Origin of the sequence: Bacillus sp. ChL18 (genome assembly GCF_026241425.1) — a bacterium.
Taxonomy (GTDB): domain Bacteria; phylum Bacillota; class Bacilli; order Bacillales; family Bacillaceae; genus Bacillus; species Bacillus velezensis.
This window is the reverse complement of record NZ_JAPHWE010000001.1, coordinates 95,308-118,628: the sequence shown is the minus strand read 5'-3', so window position 1 is coordinate 118,628 and position 23,321 is coordinate 95,308. Positions and strand designations below refer to the sequence as shown.

General features: G+C 43.0%; 30 protein-coding genes, 4 pseudogenes and 1 other annotated feature. Of the genes and pseudogenes, 14 read left to right on the top strand and 20 right to left on the bottom strand.

Annotated elements, in window-relative coordinates:
- Nucleotides 1–152 precede the first annotated feature (152 nt).
- Nucleotides 153–755 (top strand): 30S ribosomal protein S4, encoded by a 603-nt coding sequence (rpsD, locus tag OQ477_RS00755; protein WP_003152406.1) that lies wholly within the window; start codon nucleotides 153–155, stop codon nucleotides 753–755.
- A gap of 255 nt (nucleotides 756–1,010) precedes the next feature.
- Nucleotides 1,011–2,381: an aldehyde dehydrogenase gene (locus tag OQ477_RS00750; protein ID WP_265971097.1), complete on the top strand. Its 1,371-nt coding sequence runs from the start codon at nucleotides 1,011–1,013 to the stop codon at nucleotides 2,379–2,381.
- A 137-nt stretch (nucleotides 2,382–2,518) separates the two neighbouring features.
- Here the strand turns inward: OQ477_RS00750 and OQ477_RS00745 are convergent, their stop codons facing one another.
- From OQ477_RS00745 to OQ477_RS00720, 7 genes are all read right to left on the bottom strand, one after another.
- A complete protein-coding gene (locus tag OQ477_RS00745; RefSeq protein ID WP_265971096.1) occupies nucleotides 2,519–3,076 on the bottom strand; it encodes an SMI1/KNR4 family protein in 558 nt (185 codons plus the stop codon).
- 691 nt (nucleotides 3,077–3,767) lie between these two features.
- Nucleotides 3,768–3,968: a hypothetical protein gene (locus tag OQ477_RS00740; RefSeq protein WP_265971094.1), complete on the bottom strand. Its 201-nt coding sequence runs from the start codon at nucleotides 3,966–3,968 to the stop codon at nucleotides 3,768–3,770.
- A 135-nt stretch (nucleotides 3,969–4,103) separates the two neighbouring features.
- Entirely contained in the window at nucleotides 4,104–4,784 is a 681-nt protein-coding gene (locus OQ477_RS00735; protein ID WP_044801556.1) for a hypothetical protein, read from the bottom strand.
- Between the two features lie 23 nt (nucleotides 4,785–4,807).
- Nucleotides 4,808–4,984: a hypothetical protein gene (locus OQ477_RS20895; protein ID WP_045506830.1), complete on the bottom strand. Its 177-nt coding sequence runs from the start codon at nucleotides 4,982–4,984 to the stop codon at nucleotides 4,808–4,810.
- Between the two features lie 297 nt (nucleotides 4,985–5,281).
- Nucleotides 5,282–5,617 (bottom strand): hypothetical protein, encoded by a 336-nt coding sequence (locus tag OQ477_RS00730; protein ID WP_265971092.1) that lies wholly within the window; start codon nucleotides 5,615–5,617, stop codon nucleotides 5,282–5,284.
- An 83-nt stretch (nucleotides 5,618–5,700) separates the two neighbouring features.
- Complete coding sequence (locus OQ477_RS00725) at nucleotides 5,701–6,300, bottom strand: hypothetical protein (RefSeq protein WP_265971091.1); 600 nt, start codon at nucleotides 6,298–6,300, stop codon at nucleotides 5,701–5,703.
- 106 nt (nucleotides 6,301–6,406) lie between these two features.
- On the bottom strand, nucleotides 6,407–7,048 hold the full coding sequence (locus OQ477_RS00720) for a hypothetical protein (RefSeq protein ID WP_265971089.1): 642 nt from the start codon (nucleotides 7,046–7,048) through the stop codon (nucleotides 6,407–6,409).
- 95 nt (nucleotides 7,049–7,143) lie between these two features.
- Here OQ477_RS00720 and OQ477_RS00715 point away from each other — a divergent pair, with 95 nt between their 5' ends.
- Both OQ477_RS00715 and OQ477_RS00710 read left to right on the top strand, forming a co-directional pair.
- Entirely contained in the window at nucleotides 7,144–7,296 is a 153-nt protein-coding gene (locus OQ477_RS00715; RefSeq protein WP_416346506.1) for a type II toxin-antitoxin system HicA family toxin, read from the top strand.
- Between the two features lie 46 nt (nucleotides 7,297–7,342).
- Nucleotides 7,343–7,721: pseudogene (locus OQ477_RS00710) on the top strand (type II toxin-antitoxin system HicB family antitoxin).
- 15 nt (nucleotides 7,722–7,736) lie between these two features.
- Here the strand turns inward: OQ477_RS00710 and OQ477_RS20890 are convergent.
- The 6 genes and pseudogenes from OQ477_RS20890 to hmpA all read right to left on the bottom strand — a co-directional run bounded on the left by OQ477_RS20890 (nucleotide 7,737) and on the right by hmpA (nucleotide 11,177).
- A pseudogene (locus tag OQ477_RS20890) lies at nucleotides 7,737–8,251 on the bottom strand (sigma-70 family RNA polymerase sigma factor).
- 484 nt (nucleotides 8,252–8,735) lie between these two features.
- A complete protein-coding gene (locus OQ477_RS00700) occupies nucleotides 8,736–9,239 on the bottom strand; it encodes a hypothetical protein (protein WP_265971088.1) in 504 nt (167 codons plus the stop codon).
- 376 nt (nucleotides 9,240–9,615) lie between these two features.
- Complete coding sequence (locus tag OQ477_RS00695) at nucleotides 9,616–9,744, bottom strand: DnaB-like helicase C-terminal domain-containing protein (RefSeq protein ID WP_265971087.1); 129 nt, start codon at nucleotides 9,742–9,744, stop codon at nucleotides 9,616–9,618.
- Nucleotides 9,690–9,887, bottom strand: coding sequence for a hypothetical protein (locus tag OQ477_RS00690; protein ID WP_265972442.1), 198 nt, complete (start codon nucleotides 9,885–9,887; stop codon nucleotides 9,690–9,692). The genes OQ477_RS00695 and OQ477_RS00690 overlap by 55 nt, the downstream gene beginning before the upstream one ends.
- The gene (locus OQ477_RS00685) at nucleotides 9,811–9,969 is read right to left on the bottom strand and encodes a hypothetical protein (protein ID WP_265971086.1); all 159 of its coding nucleotides are present in this window, start codon (nucleotides 9,967–9,969) and stop codon (nucleotides 9,811–9,813) included. The genes OQ477_RS00690 and OQ477_RS00685 overlap by 77 nt, the downstream gene beginning before the upstream one ends.
- Before the next feature lie 17 nt (nucleotides 9,970–9,986).
- Nucleotides 9,987–11,177 (bottom strand): NO-inducible flavohemoprotein, encoded by a 1,191-nt coding sequence (gene hmpA / locus OQ477_RS00680; protein WP_265971085.1) that lies wholly within the window; start codon nucleotides 11,175–11,177, stop codon nucleotides 9,987–9,989.
- A 160-nt stretch (nucleotides 11,178–11,337) separates the two neighbouring features.
- On the opposite strand from hmpA, the gene OQ477_RS20975 reads away from it, so the two are divergent.
- The 4 genes and pseudogenes from OQ477_RS20975 to OQ477_RS00665 all read left to right on the top strand — a co-directional run bounded on the left by OQ477_RS20975 (nucleotide 11,338) and on the right by OQ477_RS00665 (nucleotide 12,607).
- Nucleotides 11,338–11,409, top strand: a complete 72-nt coding sequence (locus tag OQ477_RS20975) for an SWIM zinc finger family protein (protein WP_141137932.1) — start codon at nucleotides 11,338–11,340, stop codon at nucleotides 11,407–11,409.
- A 5-nt stretch (nucleotides 11,410–11,414) separates the two neighbouring features.
- Nucleotides 11,415–11,642: a hypothetical protein gene (locus tag OQ477_RS00675; RefSeq protein WP_003152402.1), complete on the top strand. Its 228-nt coding sequence runs from the start codon at nucleotides 11,415–11,417 to the stop codon at nucleotides 11,640–11,642.
- A gap of 181 nt (nucleotides 11,643–11,823) precedes the next feature.
- Nucleotides 11,824–12,333, top strand: a pseudogene (locus tag OQ477_RS00670) (type 1 glutamine amidotransferase domain-containing protein).
- Between the two features lie 145 nt (nucleotides 12,334–12,478).
- Nucleotides 12,479–12,607: a hypothetical protein gene (locus OQ477_RS00665; protein ID WP_007408761.1), complete on the top strand. Its 129-nt coding sequence runs from the start codon at nucleotides 12,479–12,481 to the stop codon at nucleotides 12,605–12,607.
- Nucleotides 12,608–12,622: 15 nt separating this feature from the next.
- Here the strand turns inward: OQ477_RS00665 and OQ477_RS00660 are convergent, their stop codons facing one another.
- The 4 genes and pseudogenes from OQ477_RS00660 to OQ477_RS00650 form a co-directional block, all read right to left on the bottom strand.
- Nucleotides 12,623–13,375, bottom strand: a complete 753-nt coding sequence (locus tag OQ477_RS00660) for an SGNH/GDSL hydrolase family protein (RefSeq protein WP_265971083.1) — start codon at nucleotides 13,373–13,375, stop codon at nucleotides 12,623–12,625.
- Nucleotides 13,376–13,554: 179 nt separating this feature from the next.
- Entirely contained in the window at nucleotides 13,555–13,800 is a 246-nt protein-coding gene (locus OQ477_RS00655; RefSeq protein WP_265971081.1) for a hypothetical protein, read from the bottom strand.
- Between the two features lie 47 nt (nucleotides 13,801–13,847).
- Nucleotides 13,848–13,898 (bottom strand): annotated as a pseudogene (locus tag OQ477_RS20970) (hypothetical protein); the annotation flags it as partial.
- Nucleotides 13,899–14,069: 171 nt separating this feature from the next.
- Nucleotides 14,070–14,939, bottom strand: a complete 870-nt coding sequence (locus OQ477_RS00650) for a cation diffusion facilitator family transporter (protein WP_265971079.1) — start codon at nucleotides 14,937–14,939, stop codon at nucleotides 14,070–14,072.
- Between the two features lie 222 nt (nucleotides 14,940–15,161).
- Between OQ477_RS00650 and OQ477_RS00645 the strand changes: the two genes are divergently transcribed.
- The 3 genes from OQ477_RS00645 (at nucleotide 15,162) to OQ477_RS00635 (ending at nucleotide 17,092) form a co-directional block, all read left to right on the top strand.
- On the top strand, nucleotides 15,162–15,968 hold the full coding sequence (locus OQ477_RS00645; RefSeq protein ID WP_044801551.1) for a TrmB family transcriptional regulator: 807 nt from the start codon (nucleotides 15,162–15,164) through the stop codon (nucleotides 15,966–15,968).
- Between the two features lie 72 nt (nucleotides 15,969–16,040).
- Nucleotides 16,041–16,772 (top strand): AzlC family ABC transporter permease, encoded by a 732-nt coding sequence (locus OQ477_RS00640; RefSeq protein ID WP_007613144.1) that lies wholly within the window; start codon nucleotides 16,041–16,043, stop codon nucleotides 16,770–16,772.
- Nucleotides 16,769–17,092, top strand: a complete 324-nt coding sequence (locus OQ477_RS00635) for an AzlD domain-containing protein (protein WP_007408767.1) — start codon at nucleotides 16,769–16,771, stop codon at nucleotides 17,090–17,092. The genes OQ477_RS00640 and OQ477_RS00635 overlap by 4 nt, the downstream gene beginning before the upstream one ends.
- Before the next feature lie 40 nt (nucleotides 17,093–17,132).
- Here the strand turns inward: OQ477_RS00635 and sr7p are convergent, their stop codons facing one another.
- The 3 genes from sr7p to acsA form a co-directional block, all read right to left on the bottom strand.
- Nucleotides 17,133–17,258 carry a small protein SR7P gene (gene sr7p, locus OQ477_RS00630; RefSeq protein WP_007408768.1) on the bottom strand — a complete coding sequence of 42 codons (126 nt, stop codon included), beginning with the start codon at nucleotides 17,256–17,258 and terminating at the stop codon, nucleotides 17,133–17,135.
- A 119-nt stretch (nucleotides 17,259–17,377) separates the two neighbouring features.
- On the bottom strand, nucleotides 17,378–18,643 hold the full coding sequence (gene tyrS, locus OQ477_RS00625; protein WP_007613147.1) for a tyrosine--tRNA ligase: 1,266 nt from the start codon (nucleotides 18,641–18,643) through the stop codon (nucleotides 17,378–17,380).
- Nucleotides 18,644–18,692: 49 nt separating this feature from the next.
- Nucleotides 18,693–18,925: a binding site (T-box leader), on the bottom strand.
- Between the two features lie 53 nt (nucleotides 18,926–18,978).
- Nucleotides 18,979–20,697, bottom strand: a complete 1,719-nt coding sequence (gene acsA / locus OQ477_RS00620) for an acetate--CoA ligase (protein ID WP_103526694.1) — start codon at nucleotides 20,695–20,697, stop codon at nucleotides 18,979–18,981.
- A 158-nt stretch (nucleotides 20,698–20,855) separates the two neighbouring features.
- On the opposite strand from acsA, the gene OQ477_RS00615 reads away from it, so the two are divergent.
- Genes OQ477_RS00615 through OQ477_RS00605 form a run of 3 tightly spaced genes read left to right on the top strand, consistent with a single transcriptional unit; the run spans nucleotide 20,856 to nucleotide 23,320 of the window.
- Complete coding sequence (locus OQ477_RS00615) at nucleotides 20,856–21,488, top strand: GNAT family N-acetyltransferase (protein ID WP_015240397.1); 633 nt, start codon at nucleotides 20,856–20,858, stop codon at nucleotides 21,486–21,488.
- 24 nt (nucleotides 21,489–21,512) lie between these two features.
- Complete coding sequence (locus OQ477_RS00610; protein ID WP_032873636.1) at nucleotides 21,513–22,157, top strand: acetoin utilization AcuB family protein; 645 nt, start codon at nucleotides 21,513–21,515, stop codon at nucleotides 22,155–22,157.
- The gene (locus tag OQ477_RS00605) at nucleotides 22,154–23,320 is read left to right on the top strand and encodes an acetoin utilization protein AcuC (protein WP_038459523.1); all 1,167 of its coding nucleotides are present in this window, start codon (nucleotides 22,154–22,156) and stop codon (nucleotides 23,318–23,320) included. The genes OQ477_RS00610 and OQ477_RS00605 overlap by 4 nt, the downstream gene beginning before the upstream one ends.
- Nucleotide 23,321: the final 1 nt, after the last annotated feature.

The window sequence follows — 23,321 nt, the reverse complement described above, 5'->3', positions numbered from 1 at the left end:
CTTCTGTGTTTGCATTTTGTTCCTTAGCTGTAAGGTGTATCGTGTAACTCTCTGCTGCTGGAGCGAGGATACATGAAAACAAAATGTGCACGGTCGGATCGAACAGACGGTTTTTATTTTCCACAAAATAAAACCAAAGGAGGAGTCACATTATGGCTCGCTATACAGGTCCATCTTGGAAACTGTCTCGCCGTTTAGGAATCTCTCTTAGCGGTACAGGTAAAGAATTAGAAAAACGCCCTTACGCACCAGGTCCCCACGGTCCGGGACAGCGTAAAAAACTATCAGAATACGGTTTGCAATTGCAAGAAAAGCAAAAACTTCGTCACATGTACGGTGTAAACGAACGTCAATTCCGCACATTGTTTGACAAAGCTGCAAAAATGACTGGTAAACACGGCGAAAACTTCATGATTCTTTTAGATGCACGTCTTGATAACGTTGTGTACAAGCTCGGTCTTGCACGCACTCGCCGTCAGGCACGCCAATTAGTTAACCACGGTCACATCCTCGTTGACGGAAGCCGCGTTGACATTCCGTCTTACCAAGTAAAACCTGGTCAAACAATCGGTGTTCGCGAAAAATCAAGAAACCTTTCTATCATCAAAGAATCTGTAGAAGTAAACAACTTCGTTCCTGAGTACCTTACTTTCGACGCTGAAAAGCTTGAAGGTACATTCACTCGTCTTCCAGAGCGCTCTGAGCTTGCTCCGGAAATTAACGAAGCGCTTATCGTTGAGTTCTACTCCCGTTAAGTAAAACGCTCTTTAAAGAGCATTGGATTAAACCCCGGACATGTTGTGATGACAATGTGTCCGGGGTTTTTCTTTTGGGCTGTCAGAATAATGGACAGATGCTCCCTCTCTTTATTAAAAAAAGCCCCTGTCCGGGGCTTTTTTTATGTGCCAACTGGCTTTTCAGCTACATGTACATTAGAAAATCCCATTTGACAAGCAGAAGCGATTTTTTACATAATGAATCATCATACCTTACAAAAAAGGAGCGACTGAATGAACAGCATCCCCTCTATCGTCAGCAAACACAAAGCCTATTTTGCGGCGGGGCATACGAGACAGCTAGAATCGAGACTGAACATTTTGCAGAAGCTGAAACAAGCCGTCAAAACTCATGAAGCCGATCTCATAGCCGCTCTCTATCAGGATCTCCACAAATCCGAACAGGAGTCGTACACGACAGAAATCGGAATTGTACTGGAGGAAATCAGTTTTGTGATGAAGCGGCTGGGAAAATGGATCAAACCGAAACGAGTCAAAACGCCTCTGACTCACCTAGGCTCGAAAAGCATCATTATCCCTGAGCCATATGGAACCGTTTTGGTGATTGCGCCTTGGAATTATCCCTTGCAGCTGGCGCTCTCACCCTTGATTGGAGCCATTGCGGCCGGAAACACAGTCGTTCTTAAACCGTCAGAATATACCCCGGCGGTTTCCGCTGTTCTTTCCAAACTCATCAGCAGCGTTTTTCCGAGTGACTATGTCGCTATGGCGGAGGGCGGGCCCGACGTCAGCACTGTGTTATTACAGCAGCCCTTTGACTATATTTTCTTCACTGGAAGCGTTGCCGTGGGAAAAATCGTCATGGAGGCCGCCGCCAAACAATTAATTCCCGTTACCTTGGAGCTCGGCGGCAAAAGTCCCTGCATTGTCCATAAGGATGCTGATATACAGCTTGCCGCCAAACGCATCGTCTTCGGGAAATTTACAAATGCAGGGCAAACCTGCATCGCACCGGATTATTTATTTGTCCACCAAGATATCAAAACGAAGCTCACAGAAGAAATGAAGCGTGCGATCAGTGAATTTTACGGCCCTCAGCCTGAACAAAATCCGCAGTACGGCAAAATCGTCAGTGAACGCCACTATCAGCGGCTGCTCAGCTTTCTGAATGATGGCGTCCCGATTACAGGCGGACAATTTAATCCTGATCACCACAAAATAGCGCCGACGATTCTAGATCAAGTGAAGGATGACTCTCCAGTGATGCAGGAGGAGATTTTCGGGCCGATTCTTCCGCTGTTTACATACGGCGATATCAATGAAGTCATCGAGAAAGTCCAATCACGCCCAAAGCCGCTCGCCCTGTATCTCTTCACCACAAACAAAGAAACTGAGCGCGCTGTTTTAGAGAATCTGTCGTTTGGCGGAGGCTGTATCAATGATACGTTAATGCATGTTGCGACGCCGTATTTGCCATTCGGCGGCGTCGGGGAAAGCGGCATCGGCAGCTATCACGGATTTGACAGCTTTAACACGTTTACGCACAAAAAAAGCGTCGTCAAACAAACGAACCGCTTCGACTTCGCTTTCCGTTATCCTTCTTCCAAAAACGGGCTGCGAATGATTCGGAAAATACTTAAATAAAAAAGCGCAGAGTATCTGCGCTTTTTATAAATCCTCTATACACCAATTAATCGGTTCGTCTTCCAAATTAAACCTATTTTTAAAAGTTCAAATCGAAGTCTAATAGTAAAAATGAACCAACCCAACTGTAGGAAAGGTTAATCCTCATCACCCTGGTGAGTCCTATAATAATTCTCAGCAGTATAGATATTCCATCCCCAAAAACTTGATCCCTGAGATAAAATATACCTATCTAAGAATATCTCAAAATTAAGTTGCATTGGTTCATACTCAATAAATCCGCGGAACCATAAATAGTTTGGATCTGTGGACATTTTGGTTTTGTTAATTAACAAATAACATCCGTCTAACAGATGTGCGACGGGAATAAACTGAGGCTCTAAAAAACCATTTTGCATATACTTTTCAATCTCTTCTAAATTAAGAATATGCAAACCCCCACCCACATTCTCACCGTAAATCAACAAATCAAATATTCTGGCTCCGTTATGCAATTTTAAAAAGGTTTTATGATCTTCAGGAAGTGAGACTTTTATTTTCTTCTCAAAACTCTCAATCTCCAGATCTGTTGCACCTTTAAAGAAAGTACATTCTGTTTCTAAAAGAGCTCCTTCATTCCCTAAAATTTTCAAGCGGTCTTTTTCATCAATTAATTCTTTTAGACCCTGGATCGTTTTTTCAACAAAAACCGCCATTGAGCCACCTCTTACTTATTAATATTTATCCCACCAAGGATTTAAAAGGTTGTGATCCGTTCTGTGATTCCATTTTTCTCTTTTATCAACAGGTACAACCGGGAAATTTGCTTTAGCCAGTAAGGGCATTGTTTTTTTCTGTGAGTATTTATTATCTCTGGATACAGCATTGCTATTTTATTCGCAAGAGCAGGAGCCAATGTTCCAGTTGAAGTATCAGGAAGTGAACCATTCCAGCCGGCTACCGAAGTATGTTGGGACATAAAAAACTTTGTCTTTTTAGGATAATACGACTTTGAATATGATTCACCTGCTTTAATATCCTTCCCTAAAAATTCTCTATTATGGAGAAAAACCCTTCCATATTTTCCGCTATAAGTGTTACTTTCATATAATCGTTTTTTCCTTCTCCCCACCTTTCTTTCCGGGTTCCTCCTGTTGTGACACTTTAAACAGATCGTTTTATGATTATCAAGATCAAATGCCCCGCTTGGATCATCTCTTAATGTGATGAGATTGTGGACCGTATTTGTCTCCTATTAATCCACGACGACGTCACTCACAACACAAATAGCCGTCCCTAATTAGAACGGCTTTTTTTACTCGCTTCCAGCGTGCTGTATTATAGATTTTGTCTAACTCATCACGTTGCCTTGCCATGCTTATTCCTTTTCTGATTTACCTGAACAGACTACACACGATAAACAGAAGAACGTGAGCGAAATAAACCATGACGTCTCAAATGGGCGCGCATAAATTGTTTCCATGCTCTATCTCCTTTACTCAACATAATAAAAGCTTCTGTGGATAGCGACTTGGGTGTTGGCATCCTTTCAGCCGCACACCTTAGATTCTTTCCTAATTCCTCAAAGGCTTGATTAATTGTTTTCATGTAATCCCTCCAATCATATTCTTTCTAAACTGCCCCTCGTCCTCAGACTGTTAACTGCCATTCGTATTTCCGAGATTTATTGGAAGCAGTTTACAGAGAATATAAAAAAGCAGGCTTAAACACCTGCTTTCCCGGTTAGCTATTAGGCAAGTCGATTTTTGTTGGGCTGCTTGTCCAAGGTTTACCCATCGGCTTTTTATGTGCTTTATCTTCAAAAAATTGAGTTGTAGTATATTGATACCATGAGTTAGTCATTGCACCTTTTTCATACAAATCATATTTGTAATAAGCGTCAGGGATTCGTTCTTTGGTCCAGTAAGCAAACAAGACACCTGCAGCCTTAGCACCCCATCCAAGCCCAGGAATTGTTCCAAATAAAGATCCCACTAAGGTGATTGCATTTTTAGACTCTTTTGTATGACCAGACACCGTTCCAACATACTTATATCCTGCCTTTGGTTTCGCGGCCATTGTTGTGAATGTATCTGTCGCTGATGAATTTTGAGTGCCATTTGCTATCTCTGCTTTCTTTTCATCAAAATCATAGCTCAAACCTTTTTGCAATTCACCATCTACTTTAACAGTATGATCTTTTGCATTAAGTACAGCTTTGTGTTTCTCACCTTGTTTGGCGTATTGAATCTCCACTAGTTTGCCGTCATCCTTAATTACTTCACTTGTGATTTTAAAATCCTTGTTTAACTGTTCATAGGAAGGTGCTTCAATGTTTTTAGCAAACGCAGAACTTGTTGGTAAAACTGTACCTGCAGCGATTGACGCAGCCAAAACTCCGGCCAAAACTTTTTTCCTCTTCACTTACTAATCCCCCTTAACGCACCCTAAGAATCAGCCCGACTGACTAACTGTTTGACTTTATACCCGATAACAGCAAGATAAATTACAATAATACAAATCAACGCACCTGTCCCAAAATTAGTTTGCGAAAATAAGTAAACACTTACCCCACCGAAAATAATGTACATAATAATGTCAAAGATAATTTTCTTATTAGTCATTTTGATTTCTCCAATCTGCATAATTCCGGGTGCTTGTTTTTAAGTACACCCACATTTTATAAAATATGAAATATTTTGTCTACTTACAACTTTCTAACAACTTGTTTTTTTCTTGTGCTAGCTGTAAAGATACTGATTTATTAAAAACATGTTAACACATTATTAGAGGCGGAAAAATGGTAGAGCATAATAAATGATTCTTATTAACTACATGGAAACAAAATCAGTAAATATCAACGACTGATTTACCGGACGCAGTTTACAGAGAATATAAAAAAGCACCCTTGAAGAGTGCTTTTAATTACTAGTTATGCTTGCTTGTTTCTCGTATAAAGGTAAATTACTAACATTATATTTTTTTAGTATATCCTCTAATAAGAAAATGTTACCTGGGAATTTCCCCTCTTTAATTCCATTGATTTTGCTGTTTAACATATCCATGAAAAGTTGACCAACATAAACCGTATTTTCATATTTCTCGAAGTCTTTTATAAAATCCTCTTTAACAATCCTGGTAAAAGTTCTATAGAGAATGAAATTAACTATTGTTAGTTCATCACCCTCTACGCTGACAATCTCATAATAATTACCTAAACCATCTTGAATTAAGTCCCTGAACGGCAAAATATCCATAGTGTTCACCCCCTCCCTCCATATTATCGGCAAAAGTGAGTGACAATGGAACATTTACGAAATTTGTCGAACAAAAAACCTACTCAAATACATATCCGTAGAAAATTCAATATAAGATCATGAAACCTTTTGCAATCATCTATTAAAAGATACACTCTATTTTGCTTTTTATTAATATTAAGATTCAAAAAATTAATTGAATCTTCATCTTCTTTATTTCTAATAACTCGATTATTGTGCACAATAATATTTCTAATTCTATTCCAGTGCTTTATTTTATTCCATTCAGGTGTTTTTTTTAAGTCTCTCACTTGAACAACTTTAGTTAAATACAAAACAGCTCTTTCAATACCATTTCCTGATATATCTTTTAGATCAATCTTATAACCATGTTTTGTTTTATAAGCATTGCAAATTAAATTAAGATAGTATTCAAAATCACCATATATTCCAATAAATAACGCACTGGAAACAGAAGGAATTATAATCGGCTCTATTAATATATGTTCACCATTTGAATTTTTTCTAGCATCAACATCTTCTTTTGTTTTTCCATACAAATACTCATAGGTTGTCTCGTAATTCTGAAATGTCGACGCAATATCCATATAAACAGCAAACAAGTCACTAGATAAATCATTACCTTTACTTACCGCCTCTTGTACAAATGAAAATTGATCCAAGTTCTTTCCCTCCCACCCTATTATTGATGAAATGAAAGGGCAATGGAATAGTTTGCGAAATTTGTCGAACAAAAAGCACCCCGTAGGATGCTTACTATTATCACCTTTAATTTTCTTCAATTGGTTCTACTTGACCCTTTATTTTATCGTAGTTATCTATACACTCTTTCAATAAAACATAGATGATGTATCGTTTATCTATTTTTGCTGTTTCCCTCCTATAGAAAAAAAACCATGCTATTAAAACAATGAAAAATGGTATTGCCACAGCCCATAACACTGACCGAAAAATCGGAGTGAAGTCAAGTGAATCCAATAAGCCTGAAATTTGTTCTTTGTTCAGTTTTTTCCCATCTATATATTTTCCGTAAATGCTATTGAGCAAGCCCATAGCAGAACTGAATACCCCTACCGCAGCAGAAGATAAAACAGTAATCATTACCATAAAAAATGAAAAGGGCTGCACATGCAAAGACTGACTATCTTTTGAAATATTAATGGCACCTTCTGCCTTGTTAAACATCCTTTTTAGATCATCTTCTTCATGATCTAAAATAATTGTTTTTTGAAGCTCCTTTTCTTCATCTATTGTTAGATTGTGAATTTTTCCATAGCGATTTTCTAAATAAGTTCTGATTCCTTTTGATTCGCCAAAATTTCTAGTCATATTATCACCCCAATAATATATCGACCACTCTTCAAAAATTGTAAGGATTTGCGAAATTTGTCGAACAAAAGTTCTTTTCATAAATTAGCCTCAACCGTAAGACAAAAAATGCTTTTTTTCAAAAATAAGTATCAACACTTATTAATAACACGCGTTATAATTGAAGGGAGGGAAACATGAAGTCTTCAAGAGATATCATAAAGATACTTACTAAAGATGGGTGGTATTTAAAGCGGGTTGTTGATAGTCATCACCACTTTAAACTTCCAACCAAACCGGGCACGGTAACAGTCCCACATCCAAAAAAGACTTCAAACCCAGCACACTAAATTCTATACTTAAACAACCCCCTTGTAAGGAGGTTTTATATAGGCGATTTTTGATGCAGGAGCAGACGGAAGCGACGGCTACACAATTACTTTTCCCGATTTACCCGGCTGCATTTCAGAAGGTGAAATGAGCATGGCAAAAGATGCGCTCGAAGGCTTTCTATATGGCATGGAAGAAGACGGCGAAGACATCCCTTCCCCCTCCGCTCCAAAAGATATCAAAGTGCCGGCAACCGGTTTTGTTGTTATGGTAAGCGCCTGGACAGATATTGTCCGTGATGAAATGGAAAACAAAGCGGTGAAAAAAACACTTACTGTACCTAAATGGCTGGCGAAAAGCAGCAGAAAAAGAAGGTGTAAACTTTTCGCAGCTTCTTCAATTTGCATTACGTGAGCGGCTTGGCATTAATAAAAGATCATCATAAAAAAAGACAGCCTGTTTAAGCTAAACAAAAAAGGCTGTCATTTGCTCTATTTTTCATTTTTAAGCGGGATCGTTCAATATTCTTTTGGACGGTTCCTTTTTTTATATTGAGTAAAGCGGCTATTTCTTCAAAAGACAAATTTTGCACAGCGTGCATGATAAAAATATCTTTCTCTCGGTCGGTAAGTACAGATAGGGTGTCAGCGATTCTTTCCTTATCCCAATCTTTTACGTCTCCCTCAGCCTCTTGAACGATTGCATATTCTTCCGGCAGCGCATCAATTAAACGCGGATCAGCCAGAATCGTTCTTTTATATACATCCCTGCATCAGCACCACGACGGGCGCCGGGTTGTCTTCCGTTCTGTAGCCATTCGATTGTATATTCAATGTCGCTTATCATGCCGCCAATGATCTTTTTATCGCTTTATTGTTCAGCGGTTAAGAGACTGTCAGCAACCGCCGATAATTGCCGGTACATCTTTTTAACATCTTTCAACGCGCTTTTATATTCAATGATTAAATCTTGCATATGCTCCTCCTATTATTTCCCCTTAAAAAAGCCGCTCCCGGATCGTTTCATCCTTTGCCAATCCCAAGGTGGGGAAAGCGCTCAGATGGATCCTATGCATTTATATCAGCATTTCTTTGCCGCCTTTTCCGGAAAACAAAAAACGGATACCAATCAGAGCACAGTAAATCTGTACAATGATCAGTGTCCACAGGCTTTCCGTCTAGGGCTTAATTAAACTTTTCTCTTTATCTTCTTTCTACTACCCAGTTTGATTTCTTTCTCTAATAAATATCCTTGTAAAATCCGTTCCAGTTCCTTATATGCTTTTTTTCACTAAAAATACTTAATGTGGGTAATGCTTTAAATGATGTTGCCCCAATAAACCATAACATAATTGTAATAGAACCAAGAGTTAATAAAAATCCCTTAAATTCTACTAAACTGGCTGATTCATTAATACTTGTGGTAAACAAAACCCCAAATATACTAACAGGTATTGATACTACAATATAAGATGAACCAATGGAATATAACTAAAGATTGGAGTTTTCGATATTATATAAGGTAAAATGCGTTTTTCAATAACTTTATCGTTATAATTTTTTCTGTGTAAATATTTTTTTAAGGCCTTATAAGAAAGTGAATAATATAAATCACTTATTCCCCATTTACGATCAACCAACATAGCATATTTCCTTAAAGTAACCGCAATTATCACCATAATTGGAAAGATTGAAAGGCTTATAGTTAATATAATAGCGTTAGACTTCGAAATATCTAATTTAGCAGTCAAATCTTCTAATGAATAATATAAATTCTTAAACAAAAATTCCCTTCCGATTAAAAAGTAAGCTATTATACTAACAACTCCAAGAAAGAAGTAAAGCCTCTTTTTCCATCGGTCTCCTTTAGATTTTAGGAAATACGATGCCCAAAACACATTTTTGACACTCTTAGCGCATTTTACCTCTTGTGCCATCTTAAATATTTCAACATCTATATTCATATTAACACTCCTCTATTAATCTTACGATCTGAATGACGGATAGTTTCATTAATTTCCAATCAAATAAGATTTCATTATTATTCTCCAAATCCCTTGCTCTTGTCTCCTTTTTTAACCCATTGTTCTTATCCAACCAATAAGGCGTCTATTTTATCCTTAAATTTTCCTGTATATAAAAATTCAGCAACCTATTCCTGATCCTTGCTCTAAACCAAAAAACTCAATTAGCAGGATAAGAGAAAAATAATTATGCCTCTATAGAAATCTCTAACTGTCAAATCTACGCTCCAAACTCAGGAACAAACCGTATTCTTTAATGAACGTCAGTTAAACAGTTTTGACCGGCCGTTTCGCTGCTTTTAATTTTGCTCTCGCTTTACTTTTCGTAATAATTCTTCCGATGAAGAAACCCAATGACAACCGCGTCCAATTCAATTTGTTCCGATTCTCTTATGTCCTGCCGCTGTTCAACGCTCCGTGAAAGCTTACTGACGTAATAACGCAAATATCCAACTCGCAGGCCATATGTTTTACATGCGGCTGATTTTGATGGCGGTCAAAAATTCCGAGATCAGCAGAGCCGAGAACCCCGTTTACTGGTAAAAGCAATATTTCGATGGAATGGCATTTCAGGAACTGCTTTTTCAAGGAAGAAAATACCACCCCCAAAAAACGGGGCGATATAAAATAAAAAAGCACCCAATCCGGGTGCTTCATACATTAAAATCATCGTCCTTCCTTCTCCAATCACACCATACTCAGCTGCGGTTCGAATAATTCATAGTGAATGGATTCCGGCGGTGTATTGAATTCAGAAATCAGCTTTTTCATTTCTTTAATGAACGACGGTGATCCGCACAGGTAAAAATCAGCATTTTTATCTGTCATCACTTCTTCTAACAGCTGTTTGTCAATCCGGCCTTCCCGAAAACGAATGTTTTCTGAACGGTCTTGTTCGGACGGCTCGCTGTAAATAAAGAGGGTGTCAACGGATGAGTGTTCCGCGGCTTCTTCAGCTTCATGCCGCAACGCATGATACTCTCCGCTCCTTGCCGCATGGATAAAGAGAACGTTTCGCTGCGGCTGGGTTTTGGCAACCGTCTTTAACATGCTGATCATCGGGGTAATTCCGACACCGGCACTGATGAGAACCAGATTCTTTTTGGAATCAGGGTCTAATACGAAATCCCCGGCCGGAGCGCTGATCTCAATTGAATCCTTTTCGTGTAATTGGTCATGCAGATATGAGGAAACAACCCCTTCTTTTTTAACGGAAATCCGGTAATAATCCTTACCGGACACGTCGGATAAGCTGTACTGGCGGATATGCGTATAGCCCGTGTCCGGAATGTATACTTTTACACTGATATACTGTCCCGCTTTGAAATCGGGGAGACCTTGTCCGTCTTCCGGTTTTAAATAAAACGACGTTATCTCCTTGCTTTCTTTTACCTTTTTATCAATTGTAAACGCCTTATAGTCTTTCCAACCGCCTTTTTGCGTTTCCGCTTGTTCATACATGTCCTTCTCAATTCCGATAAAAGCGTCTGCAATGACGCCGTATGCTTTTTCCCATGCCTGAATGACCTCAGGAGCAGCCCCGTCTTTTAGCACATCCTTTATCGCGATTAACAAGTACTTTCCAACGATTGGGTAATGCTCAGGCTTAACACCGATACTCCGGTGCTTATGGCTGATTTGTTTGACGACGGGGACTATGTTTTCCAGCCGGTCAATATTGGCTGCGGCCGCAATCACAGCATTCGACAAGGCCGTACGCTGTGTTTTTTTCTTTTGATTCGTCTGATTAAAGATATTCAGCAGCTCAGGGTGATGCTGAAACAGCAGGTCATAAAATCGGCCTGTGATTTCTTCACCATGCTCTTCTAAGACCGGCACTGTGCTTTTAATGATTTCAATCGTTTTTTCATCGAGCATTCTAAAAATCCCCCTAAAGATGTATGCATCTCGATTGACCTGAGAAAAGAATCGTTTTTGAATTCTTTTTTATAGATTTCCCCGCTCAAAAAGGGTTAGCCATTCCAATTTGAGGCGGATTCAGGAAAAATCAGAAAAACGAAATTGCATATGAAAAATTGTGGACTTGCCATGGTGTACTTGTCCGATGCAAAATCCTCCTTGTCAGCATTTAATAAAGTACGGGAGGTGAGATGAATGGGTAAAAAATCGAAAGTGTATTACTGTGACCCTAAGTATATTGTGACTGACAAGTATACTGACAAAGAAGTGGTTTACGTCCATCCCATCAAACACATTAACAGAGAACATATCCGTTATGTTCCCCGCCATGTTTATCAGGAAGAGACAATTCACGAAGTCATTGATCCGGGAGATCCGGGGAAATGCGGGTGTAAAAAGGATAAAAAAAGACGCAAAAAGTAATTGGTTCGATTTCTTGCCTTATCTCAGGTTAAACACGTAAGTTTCAGCAGACCTCCGTACCTTTTGGCTCCTCTTTTTCAGAGGGGTCTTTTTTTCATGCCGTATCTTCAAGCAAATACGTTGTGAGGCGGCAATCCGCCTGATATTCTTGTCATATACAAATTCACAGGGGGCATGATGTATGAGCAAAAAAATCGCAGTTCTGATGACAGATCAATTTGAGGATATTGAATATACAAGCCCGGCGGAAGCATTTAAAGAAGCGGGCCACAGTGTGGTGACAATAGATTTGGAAACAGGGAAAGAAGTGACGGGCAAGCACGGTGAGAAAGTAAAGATCGATCAAGCAATCTCAGACGCAGATCCCAAGGAATTCGATGCGTTATTGATTCCCGGAGGCTTTTCACCGGATCTTCTGCGCGGAGATGACCGCCCGGGTGAATTCACTAAAGCATTCGTGGAAAATCAGAAACCCGTTTTCGCGATCTGCCACGGCCCGTAGCTGCTGATTGATACCGGCCTTCTTAATGGAAAAGATATCACGGGATTCCGCAGCATCCGCAAAGACTTAATCAATGCCGGCGCACATTATAAAGATGAAGAAGTCGTCGTGAGCCATAACATCGTAACGAGCAGAACGCCTGACGATTTGGAAGCCTTTAATCGGGAATCATTGAACCTGCTGAAATAAGCGAATAAAAATGCACAGACCCGTTCAGTCTGTGCTTTTTTTATGGACTCTTAAAGAAACACCGTTCGTTTAGACCTATTCTCCGGCCGATCCATAATAAGTAAAATAAAGAGAGAATGTTTTAAAACCCGACAGGAGGTTCGCTATGTGGATGATCATTTTGCTGCTTATCATTTTAATCGGTTTTACCGGTAATATCGTCTCGCTTTTGAGAGCGCAAAAACACGCATCTCAAAGAATAATTGAGCTTTTAGAAAAGCAAAGCCGAAAATAATCTGTTAGCGCTGTGTTACCCATAATAGTAATAATAATTCCGGCAGATTTCCTGAAATATGATTTGATGCCCTTTCTCGTTCGGATGAAGACCTTCTGACATGCACATGCTGCGGAAAGCGGGATTATACGGGTCGATGAGATCAGTATCAAACAGATCGGCATACGGTACAGAGAGGAGTGTGCAGGCTTCTTTTTGGGCTTTCACATAGTCAGCCAGCTTCAGACCCAGTTTATTTTTATCAGTATCACGGCGGACGATTTTTCCTTTTGATATTTTTGCTTGTCTCGTTGGGGTCACTACAATGATACTCGCGCCTTTATTTCCGCTCCGCAGCCGCTGGATCACTTGGCAGAAACCTCCGTAAAATGTGGTGATATCCTTTTCATCTGTACCAATGGGAATGTGATTGCACCAATCATCATCTGTTCCCTGGACAATGATGACATCATGTCCCTTTGTTTTAAGCGCCTGCTGATAAATGTTATCGCTTCCGTTGTTGCTCATATTAACGCCGCTGACAGACAGATTGGTTATTTCAGCGTTTGTCCGATCTTTCAGAATGTCACCAAAGCCGTATTCCGCACGCAGCCCCCGGGCGACGCTGTCACCTAAGATCGCGATTTTTGAAGCCTTCCGCAGCCTGCTTATACTGATGAAGTCAACGCTGATATGCCCGCTGTCCGTGATATGCAAAAGCTTGCTGCTTATGTTTGGCAAAGAGACTGTCTTTCCTTCAGAGTTATAAAAATCCTCATTCAGCTTCATTCGGCGTCATCCCTTCCTTTTTATCCTCCGGCATCTTTGTTGACATGAAAAACGGACACGAACAAACAGCGCCATGTTGTCAGTTCAGTGTCCGCAGATGATGATACCGGATCTTTTATGCAGTTCTCTTGCCATTATAGCAGATCCCCGTTACTTGTAACAGAGTCTGCAGTCAGCATTTAAAACAGCGTTTGCGGGTACGTTTTTGATGGGATCGTCTGCTGCGGGAACGGTGTGTCCGGCGATGCGTCCGTCTTCTGCTGCGGGAGCGGTGTGTCCGGTGATGCGTCCGTCTTCTGCTGCGGGAACGGTGTGTCCGATGATGCGTCCGTCTTCTGCTGCGGGAACGGTGTGTCCGATGATGCGTCCGTCTTCTGCTGCGAGAACGGTGTGTCCGTTTTCTGCTGCGGGAACGGCGCGAACATTTTTTAGAAACCGGTTCTTGGTATAAATACTCCCCTAAACCTTCTCTTTCCGCAACGGCAACTCCATGTTCAATTTCTTTAACAGAAATAGCGTTCAATTCTGTTCACCTCCCTTTTTCTTTACAACATAACGTATGAAATGAACCCCTCACGTGTATAAGCTTCTCTCTCATATGAGCGAGAAATAGTCATTTATACAACAAAAAGACCCGTGGGAACGGGCCTTTTGCAGGCATTTTGCCGGGAACAAACGCAAACATAAGATCGGTTTATTTCTTCCTCTCGCTCTCCGGCTCGGGGTGAATCATTACCTGTGCTTGTTTGAATTCCTTCGTAATATCTCTTTCAATGCGGTCACACAGGTCGTGCACGTCTTTAATCGTCACGTGAGAGGCTACGACCAGGTGAAAATCAATATACTCCTGCGGGCCGGAGCGTCTTGTACGAAAATCGTGAATTTCAATAAATTCCTGTTGAAATGTTTCAATAATCTTTAAAATTGTTTTTTCTTCCTCTTCCGACAAACGGGTATCAATCAGCGGCGGGAATGCTTCTTTCATTAACTTAAACGCTTCATATATGATATACACCGCCAGCACCATACCTATAATGGGATCAAGTATGTACCACTCCGTTAAGGTAACGACCAAAAGGCTTGCCGCTACGCCTAATGATGTGTACACGTCAGTCAGTAAATGCAGGGCATTTGATTTCATTGCCACGGAATTAACCTTTTCGGCTTCTCTTTTTACGAACTTCGAAACGATCAAATTAATGAGAGCCCCCGCAAGCATCACAACAATTCCCAATAGAGGCAGATGAACCGGCGCGGGGTTGACCAGTTTTTGAACGCATTCATATATCATCCAAATCCCTGCCGCAAAAATCAGAATCGTCTCGATAGTCCCCGACAGATTCTCGACTTTTCCATGACCGTACGGATGCCCTGTATCAGCCGGCTTTTTTGAAATCCTGACGGAGATAAAGGCAATGAAGGCGGCGATCAAATCTAAAAAAGAATGAATGGCTTCAGAAAGTATCGCGACAGATCCGGTTATTATCCCCACCACTATTTTGAGCATGACGACCAGGGTATTGCTCATAACCGATAAAAAAGCGATTTTAGAGGTGTTTTCCACCGTGATCCTCCTCTTTTTAACTTCTTGAATTTATCGTATCAAACGGCATTCGTGTGGGTCTACGGCAACGTTTTTCACAAAAGCCATACATGTAACTCACCATAAACTAAGTTGGAAAGCGACAAAACAGAGGCACCTTTCTTTCAGCACTCAAGTCCCATTGACAAGATATAACCGCTTACATTATAGTAGTTTCATGAATAACCACTACGGAGGATGTTTATGGAGGATGTTCTGAAAGAATTACAGAAATTTGGATTTTCTCAATATGAATGTAAAGCATATATCGGCTTGTTGAAACACTCGCCTGTTACCGGATATGAAATCAGCAAAAGGTCAGGCGTTCCCCGCTCAATGATCTATGAGGTATTGGGGAAATTAGTTGATAAAGGCGCTGTCCATATTGTGCCGTCTGATCCGGTTACATATGCCCCGCTGGCCGGAAAAGAATTAATCGACCGGCTCCGGCACGATTTCGAGAGCTCATTCGGCTACCTTGAGGAAAAGTTATTGGCGCTGGAAAGCGAGCAGGAGATGAATGTTATCCGCCGCATCAGCACGAATGATCATGTCATCAATGAGATGAAGGATATGATTGAAAAAGCCGAGGAAGAGTTGTGGCTGTCTGTCTGGGAACAGCAGATTCCCTTTATTCAAGAAGCCGCTAACAAACGCGCCGCCGAACAATTGCCCGTCTTTTCGATTGTGTTTGGCCCTCCGGAAGTGAAGCTCGGAAATACGACACATCATAATATGTCTCCTGAAGTGGCGGAGAAACGGATGGGCGGAAGATTAACGATAGCTGCCCGAGATAATAAAGAAGTCTTAATCGCCAATTTTTCTCCGCAGACGAATGCCTGGGCCATTAAATCAGAAGATCCCGCTCTCGTTCTCGTGGCCATGGAATATATGAGGCACGATCTGATGTTCGCGGAGCTTGTGAAAGAAGTAGGGGCTGAAAAAGTTGAGGGCCTGATGAAACAAAACCATTCGTTATTTCATGTCGTCACCGGAAATCGGTTCATATAAATGTGAACCGTATTTTCTTTGATTTTTTCATTAGTCGTTATCATTATAATCTCTATGAAAGGAGTATAAAAAATGATTAACACAGAAGTGCAAAAAACCGCCGTTTCCCGGGAAATGAACGATACGTTTTTACAGGGGGTGCGGGATTGTGTGCCTACGCTGCTGGGCTATATGAGCATCGGTTTTGCTTTCGGCATCGTTGGCGTTGCCTCTCATCTAAGCATTCTTGAAATTTGTTTGTTATCTTTGTGTGTCTATGCCGGCGCCGCCCAATTTATTATTTGCTCACTCCTTGTTTCCGGGAGTCCGATTTCCGCCATTATTTTAACGACGTTTATCGTCAATCTGCGGCACCTTCTGCTGAGCCTGACCATCGCGCCTTATTTCACGAAATACTCTTTGCTGAAAAATATCGGCTTCGGGGCTTTGCTTACTGACGAATCTTTCGGGGTAGCGGTGAACAAAGCGGCTCAGAACGGCAGGTTATACGATAAGTGGATGAACGGCCTCAATATAACCGCTTACATGTGCTGGGTTATTTCCTGCGTGATGGGCGGGCTTCTCGGACAATGGATATCTGATCCTTACGCGCTCGGCCTGGACTTTGCTTTGCCCGCTATGTTTGCGGCGCTGCTTGTGCTGCAATTGCAGTCGTCCGCTTCGGAAAAGCTGAAGCACAGCCTCTCCTTAATTCTCTATATGATCATTTTTATGGTCTTGTTATCGTATTTCGTCCCGTCACACATCGCGGTTATCGCCTCAACCGTGATTGTGGCAACGATCGGGGTGGTGACGGACAAATGAGCATCAGCACACAAATGATCTGGATTATACTCGGCTGCATGATTGTTACGCTCGTGCCGCGCATTGTTCCGTTTATATTTGTCCGGAACATTCAGATGCCTGAGTTGGCTTTAAAATGGCTCTCCTTTATTCCGCTTTGCATTTTGACGGCTCTGGTAACGGAAAGCATGATTGTGAAAACAAACAGCGCTTTGACCTTTGATTGGAAAGCCATGATCGTTCTCATCCCGACATTGCTTTGCGCGATGCGGACAAAAAGCTTATCCATCACGGTCATCACAGGAGTCGTGCTGATGGCCGCCGTCAGGCTGATATGGTGACAAACAAAAGCCTCCAATCCACAGAATGGAGGCTTTCCCTTTATGATGTCGGATTTTCTTCTTCCGTCTCTGATTCCTCGGCTTTGGCTTCGGCGTTTATGCTTTGCTGCTGTTCCCAATGATCCCGCTGCAATCTTTCTTTTGCGATGGTAAACATGAAATTCACGGCGCAGCACCCCTTCCCTGTTTTGCTTATACTATGTACTGTACTCATTTCCCCGTGCAGTATTCACAAAACATAAAAAAGCAGCCTGCCGCATTGAGCGGCCGGACTGCTTTTTATTTTCAGTACGTGATCAGGAAGTATTTTTTCTTTCCGCGGCGCAGTACGGTAAATTGATCTTCAATGCGGTCTTCAGCAGTCAGAAGATGCCCGATGTCCGTCTGGCGCTCGCCGTTAATGTAAACAGCTCCGTTTTGAATGTCTTCGCGTGCCTGCCGTTTTGAAGGCGACAATTTAGATTCCACAAGCACGTCTACTAAAGACAGTTCTTCAGAGCGGTCTTTTTCAAACGAAGGTACATCTTTAAATCCTACCTTGACGTCTTGAGCGGAAAGCTCTTTAATATTGCCGCTGAACAGCGCCTGGGAGATATGAACGGCCTGCTCAAGCGCTTCACGGCCGTGCACAAGAACAGTCACCTCTTCAGCGAGACGTTTCTGCGCTTCTCTTTTCTCAGGAGCCGTCTCCGTTTTTTCAGCATAAGCTTCAATTTCCTCTTTTGATAAGAAAGTGAAGTATTTTAAGTATTTGACGACGTCGCGGTCATCTGTATTGATCCAGAATTGGTAGAATTCGTACGGCGATGTTTTTTCTTTATCAAGCCAAATGGCTCCGCCTTCTGTTTTGCCGAACTTCGTGCCGTCAGCTTTTGTGACGAGCGGAATGGTAAGACCGAAAGCTTTCGCCCCTTCTTCTTCTGATTTTCTGATCAGTTCAAGACCGGCCGTGATGTTGCCCCACTGGTCACTGCCTCCGATTTGGAGTTTGCAGTTCTTTTCTCTGTACAGATTCAGAAAATCGTAGGATTGCAGGATCATGTAGCTGAATTCCGTGTAAGAAATCCCGGTTTCAATTCTTGAGCTTACAGTATCTTTCGCAAGCATGTAGTTAATTCCGAAGTTCTTTCCGACGTCGCGGAGAAATTCAATGATGCTCAGCTTTCCGATCCAATCAAAGTTGTTCGCTATGACAGCGGGGTTTTCTCCGGCCTCGAAATCTAAAAATCGGGAAAGCTGATTTTTAATTTTTTGCGACCATTCGACAACGATATCTTGAGTATTTAACGTACGTTCCGCTTTTTTACCGCTCGGATCGCCGATCAGTCCCGTCGCGCCGCCTACAAGCGCAATCGGATGGTGGCCTGCAAGCTGGAAACGGCGCAGTGTCAATATCGGCAGAAGGTGTCCGATGTGCAGGCTGTCAGCCGTCGGGTCAAACCCTGAGTATAAACGGATTTTTTCTTCGTTCAGCTGTTTATTCAGTCCTTCTTCATCCGTCATTTGCTGGATTAAGCCGCGGAATGATAAATCCTCTAATAAGTTAGTCATTTTGTCTGCTCCTTTGTTTATGAAATAAAAAACGCCCCTTCGTTTTAAACGAAGGGACGATATAATCGCGGTACCACCCTACTAATAAAAGCATAAAAAAGCTTTTATCACTCTTTTTGATAACGGACCGTGTCCGTTCTTTCACTACTGAAAGCCTTGGAAGGGCTTTGTTCGCAAAAGCGGTTCATGAGTGTATTCGGCATATCTTATGTGCTGATTTTCACCGGCCATCAGCTCTCTGGAACAATCAGATACCCTACTTGTCTCAATCAAAACCTTTTCGTATGAAGCTTACTCATTTTTAACATAAATAAGATACGATGTCAACGCCGTCTTTAATCTTCCATTGTGGACAGGTCGCCTGCCGGCAGGTTCAGCTCCCACGCCTTCAGCACACGTCTCATAATCTTTCCGCTCCGTGTTTTCGGAAGTTTATCTTTGAATTCAATTTCCCGCGGTGCGGCATGCGCGGCAAGCCCCTGTTTTACAAAGAGGCGAATGTCCTCCTTCAGCTGATCGGATGGCTCATGCCCTTCTCTGAGCGCGATAAATGCTTTAATAATTTCTCCCCGGACAGGGTCCGGCTTTCCGATGACGCCGGCTTCGGCAATCGCCGGATGTTCAACAAGTTTGCTTTCGACTTCAAACGGGCCGACGCGCTCGCCGGATGTCATGATGACATCATCGACTCTGCCTTGGAACCAGAAATAACCGTCTTCATCCATATAAGCAGAATCTCCGGAAACATACCAGCCGCCCGGCATGAAATAAGAATCATATTTCTCTTTGTTGTTCCAAATGGAATCCATCATCGACGGCCAGCCCTTTTTAATGGCGAGATTTCCCATTCGGTACGGCGGAAGCTCATTTCCCTGATTGTCAACGATCGCCGCTTCCACTCCCGGAATCGGTTTCCCCATTGAACCCGGCTTGATCTCCATGCAAGGATAATTGCAGATGAGCTGTCCGCCCGTTTCTGTCATCCACCACGTGTCGTGGATGCGCTTGCCGAATACTTTATGTCCCCACTTGATGACCTCGGGGTTCAAAGGTTCTCCGACACTCAGGACGTGACGAAGTGAAGTAAGATCAAATTTGGATGCCATTTCATCTCCTGCGCCCATAAGCATTCTGAAAGCCGTCGGAGCGCTGTACCAGACGCTGACACCGAGCTTCTCAATCGTGCCGTACCAGTTTTCCGGACTGAACCTGCCGCCTACGATCACATTCGCCGCTCCGTTCAGCCACGGCGCAAATATCCCGTACACCGTCCCGGTCACCCAGCCCGGGTCCGCAGTGCACCAGTAAATATCGTCTTCTTTAAGATCAAGCACCCACTTGCCGGTCTGGTATTGCTGAATCATGGCTTCATGAACGTGGAGCACACCTTTAGGCGTTCCGGTAGATCCTGATGTGTAGTGAAGCAGGTAGCCGTCTCTTCTGTCCATCCATTCAATATCAAGTCTCGTGCTTTCTCCCTCAGCCGCTTTATCATAATGGATGATTTTATCTCCCGCTTCTTTGCTGCCGCCGACAATGAAAATATGCTCGAGGTCGGGCAGGCTGTCCGCCGGAATCCGTTCGGCCAGTTCAGGTGTCGTCACGACAACCTTTGTCTGGCTGTTCAAGAGGCGGTCTTTGACGGCGCCTTCCATAAACGCTTCAAATAAAGGACCGGCGATCGCACCGATTTTAATTGCGCCGAGCATGATAAAGTAAAGCTCCGGCGAACGCGGCATGAAAATAAAAACGCGGTCCCCTTTTTCCACGTTTCCATACCGTCTCAGTACATTTCCCGCCCGGTTCGATTCCTCCATCATTTCTTTAAATGTGTATTTTTCATCCCGGTTTGCGTCCTTGTAATACAGCGCTACTTTGTTTTTTCGAAATGATTCGGCATGACGGTCAATTGCTTCATACGCCGCATTCAGCTTCCCCGTCTGATGCCAGGAAAACTCCGCTTCGACCTCTTTCCAATCGAAGCTGCGGTACGTTTCCTCATAATTTCGCAGATGATAATTCCCCTTTTCCGCCGGCAACGCTTTCAAATTCATGCAACATCCCCCTTTGCTTATCTATAGACTAATTATAGTAGATGTTCACAGTTTTCTCAATTTTTAAAATATAAATTACAACACTATTGAAAACGCTTTATATTTTGTTATGCTTAAGAGAGATGTGTTTTTATTAAGAACTGACAGGCGGTGAATCAGTGAAACATCATAAAACGTACCATTCTTCATCAATTCAGACAGCAGCCGGCCCTCTTTTAGTAGAAGGGCCCGTTCCTCCAGAGGACCTAGCACAGTATGAGTTTCATGAAGGCCTGACAGCCTTTCGCCTTCCTCATGAACAGCACAAAGCGTTAATCGAGATCGCCGGGCTTCCTGAAGGTCGGATCATTATCGCCAGGGACGGACAGACGATTATCGGCTATGTGACGTATTTATATCCTGATCCGCTTGAACGGTGGTCTGACGGAAATATGGAAGACCTCCTTGAACTCGGGGCGATCGAGGTCGCTCCCGGCTACAGGGGCTGTTCTGTCGGAAAAACGTTGCTGACAGTCAGCATGATGGACGAACAGATGGAACGGTACATCATCATGACGACGGAATATTACTGGCATTGGGATTTAAAAGGAATGAAAAAAGATGTGTGGGAATACAGAAAGATCATGGAAAAGATGATGAATGCCGGGGGTCTTGTCTGGTTCGCAACGGATGAACCGGAAATCAGCTCTCACCCGGCCAATTGTCTGATGGCCCGCATCGGCAGGCACGTCAGTCAGGAGTCAATTGAACAGTTCGACAGGCTTCGTTTTTATCAGCGATTTATGTATTGACTGACATACAAAGGGGATAAAAAGATGATTGCAGAACAAATCATGAAACGGGACGTCATCACCGTCTCAAAACACGACTCCATTGAAACAGCCGTCCGTAAAATGAAGGCATATCATATCCGCCATCTCCCTGTCATCGACGACGAGCTGCACGTCATCGGTATTGTCACAGACAGAGACATTAAACAGGCCGGCCCCGGAAGCTTTGAACAAAAGGAACGCGGCGTGTTTCTGACAAACAAAGTGGAGACCATTATGAAGCGGAATGTCATCTGCGCCCATCCGCTTGACTTTGTGGAAGAAATATCCGCTTCCTTTTATGAGCACGGCATCGGCTGTCTGCCGATTACGGTAAACCATAAGCTGACGGGCATTTTAACGAAAACCGACGTGCTCCGGACTTTCGTCAGCCTGACAGGCGCGGCCCAGCCGGGATCACAGGTGGAAATCCTGGTGACGGATATGACAAAAAGCCTTGCTGATCTCAGCTGCATGTGCCGTGATCTTCAGCTGCAAATCCTGAGTGTGCTCGTCTATCCCCATGATTCCGCCGGGTCGAACATTCTCGTCTTCCGGGTGAAGACGATGAATCCGCTCCCTTTTATCCGTGCCGTTCAAGAAGCCGGATACAATGTCTTATGGCCGAAACATTTGAGGGATCAGCCATGAGAGACAGCGTTTTTGTTTACTCGCCTTCTTATCAGACGTATCAATTTCATCAGGAACATCCGTTCAATCAGCGCCGCGTGCTTTTAACATACGATCTGCTTCAGGCGGCGGATGCGTTTGACGAAGGAGATATCGTCACACCGCGCACGGCCGCTAAAGAAGAGTTGGCTCTCGTTCATACGGAGGATTATATACAGGCGGTGGAACTAGCGGGTGCCGGCCGGCTCCCTGCCGCAGAAGGAGAAAGCTACGGTCTCGGAACGGAAGACACCCCCGTTTTTGCCGGCATGCATGAAGCCGCGTCACTTCTGGTGGGCGGCACCTTAACGGCGGCTGATTATGTCATGACGGGACAAGCTAGGCACGCCTGCAATTTAGGAGGCGGCCTTCACCACGGCTTCCGCGGCAGGGCCTCAGGCTTTTGTATCTATAATGACAGCGCCGTGGCCATCCAATACATCCAGAAGAACTACGGGGCAAAAGTGTTATACATTGATACAGACGCCCATCACGGCGACGGCGTTCAATTTACGTTTTACGACAGGTCTGATGTCTGCACTGTTTCTTTTCACGAGACCGGGCGTTATTTATTTCCCGGGACGGGACAGGTACTGGAAAAAGGAAGCGGGCAAGGCTATGGCTATTCTTTTAACATTCCGCTGGATGCTTTCACAGAGGACGATTCCTTTCTTCACGCTTACAATACGGCCGCCTCAGAAATCGCGGCTTTTTTTAAGCCGGATGTGATTCTTACCCAAAACGGTGCCGACGCCCATTATTACGACCCATTGACACACCTGTCCAATACAATCTCCATTTATCAGGAGATCCCGCGGCTCGCTCATTCATTAGCCCATCAATATTGCAGCGGCAGATGGATCGCGGTCGGCGGCGGCGGATACGATATTTGGAGAGTCGTCCCGAGAGCATGGAGCCGCATTTGGCTTGAGATGAAAGGGATTGATCCCGGGGAGTGCATACCGCAGAAATGGATCGATAAATGGCAAAAGCACTCCCCATGCACGTTGCCCGCTTTTTGGAGTGATCCTGAACAATTATATCCTCCGATTCCCCGCAAAGAAGAAATTTCAGAAAAAAATGCCCAAACCGTGGAAAAAGCACTTTTTGCCATCCGGTCTGAGCAGCGGTATAAAACAAAATAAA

Coding starts and splice junctions, on each gene's coding strand:
- OQ477_RS00645 (WP_044801551.1), top strand. CDS start 15,162: ATGGAGGATGTTCTGAAAGAATTACAGAAATTTGGATTTTCTCAATAT.
- OQ477_RS00685 (WP_265971086.1), bottom strand. CDS start 9,969: ATGATTTTAATGTATGAAGCACCCGGATTGGGTGCTTTTTTATTTTAT.
- rpsD (WP_003152406.1), top strand. CDS start 153: ATGGCTCGCTATACAGGTCCATCTTGGAAACTGTCTCGCCGTTTAGGA.
- OQ477_RS00660 (WP_265971083.1), bottom strand. CDS start 13,375: ATGAAGCTGAATGAGGATTTTTATAACTCTGAAGGAAAGACAGTCTCT.
- OQ477_RS00700 (WP_265971088.1), bottom strand. CDS start 9,239: ATGAATATAGATGTTGAAATATTTAAGATGGCACAAGAGGTAAAATGC.
- OQ477_RS00635 (WP_007408767.1), top strand. CDS start 16,769: ATGAGCATCAGCACACAAATGATCTGGATTATACTCGGCTGCATGATT.
- OQ477_RS00750 (WP_265971097.1), top strand. CDS start 1,011: ATGAACAGCATCCCCTCTATCGTCAGCAAACACAAAGCCTATTTTGCG.
- OQ477_RS00715 (WP_416346506.1), top strand. CDS start 7,144: ATGAAGTCTTCAAGAGATATCATAAAGATACTTACTAAAGATGGGTGG.
- hmpA (WP_265971085.1), bottom strand. CDS start 11,177: ATGCTCGATGAAAAAACGATTGAAATCATTAAAAGCACAGTGCCGGTC.
- OQ477_RS00640 (WP_007613144.1), top strand. CDS start 16,041: ATGATTAACACAGAAGTGCAAAAAACCGCCGTTTCCCGGGAAATGAAC.
- OQ477_RS00720 (WP_265971089.1), bottom strand. CDS start 7,048: ATGAAAAGAACTTTTGTTCGACAAATTTCGCAAATCCTTACAATTTTT.
- OQ477_RS20895 (WP_045506830.1), bottom strand. CDS start 4,984: ATGACTAATAAGAAAATTATCTTTGACATTATTATGTACATTATTTTC.
- OQ477_RS00605 (WP_038459523.1), top strand. CDS start 22,154: ATGAGAGACAGCGTTTTTGTTTACTCGCCTTCTTATCAGACGTATCAA.
- OQ477_RS00665 (WP_007408761.1), top strand. CDS start 12,479: ATGTGGATGATCATTTTGCTGCTTATCATTTTAATCGGTTTTACCGGT.
- OQ477_RS00655 (WP_265971081.1), bottom strand. CDS start 13,800: ATGTTCGCGCCGTTCCCGCAGCAGAAAACGGACACACCGTTCTCGCAG.
- OQ477_RS00675 (WP_003152402.1), top strand. CDS start 11,415: ATGGGTAAAAAATCGAAAGTGTATTACTGTGACCCTAAGTATATTGTG.
- tyrS (WP_007613147.1), bottom strand. CDS start 18,643: ATGACTAACTTATTAGAGGATTTATCATTCCGCGGCTTAATCCAGCAA.
- OQ477_RS00610 (WP_032873636.1), top strand. CDS start 21,513: ATGATTGCAGAACAAATCATGAAACGGGACGTCATCACCGTCTCAAAA.
- OQ477_RS00745 (WP_265971096.1), bottom strand. CDS start 3,076: ATGGCGGTTTTTGTTGAAAAAACGATCCAGGGTCTAAAAGAATTAATT.
- OQ477_RS00730 (WP_265971092.1), bottom strand. CDS start 5,617: ATGGATATTTTGCCGTTCAGGGACTTAATTCAAGATGGTTTAGGTAAT.
- OQ477_RS00740 (WP_265971094.1), bottom strand. CDS start 3,968: ATGAAAACAATTAATCAAGCCTTTGAGGAATTAGGAAAGAATCTAAGG.
- acsA (WP_103526694.1), bottom strand. CDS start 20,697: ATGAATTTGAAAGCGTTGCCGGCGGAAAAGGGGAATTATCATCTGCGA.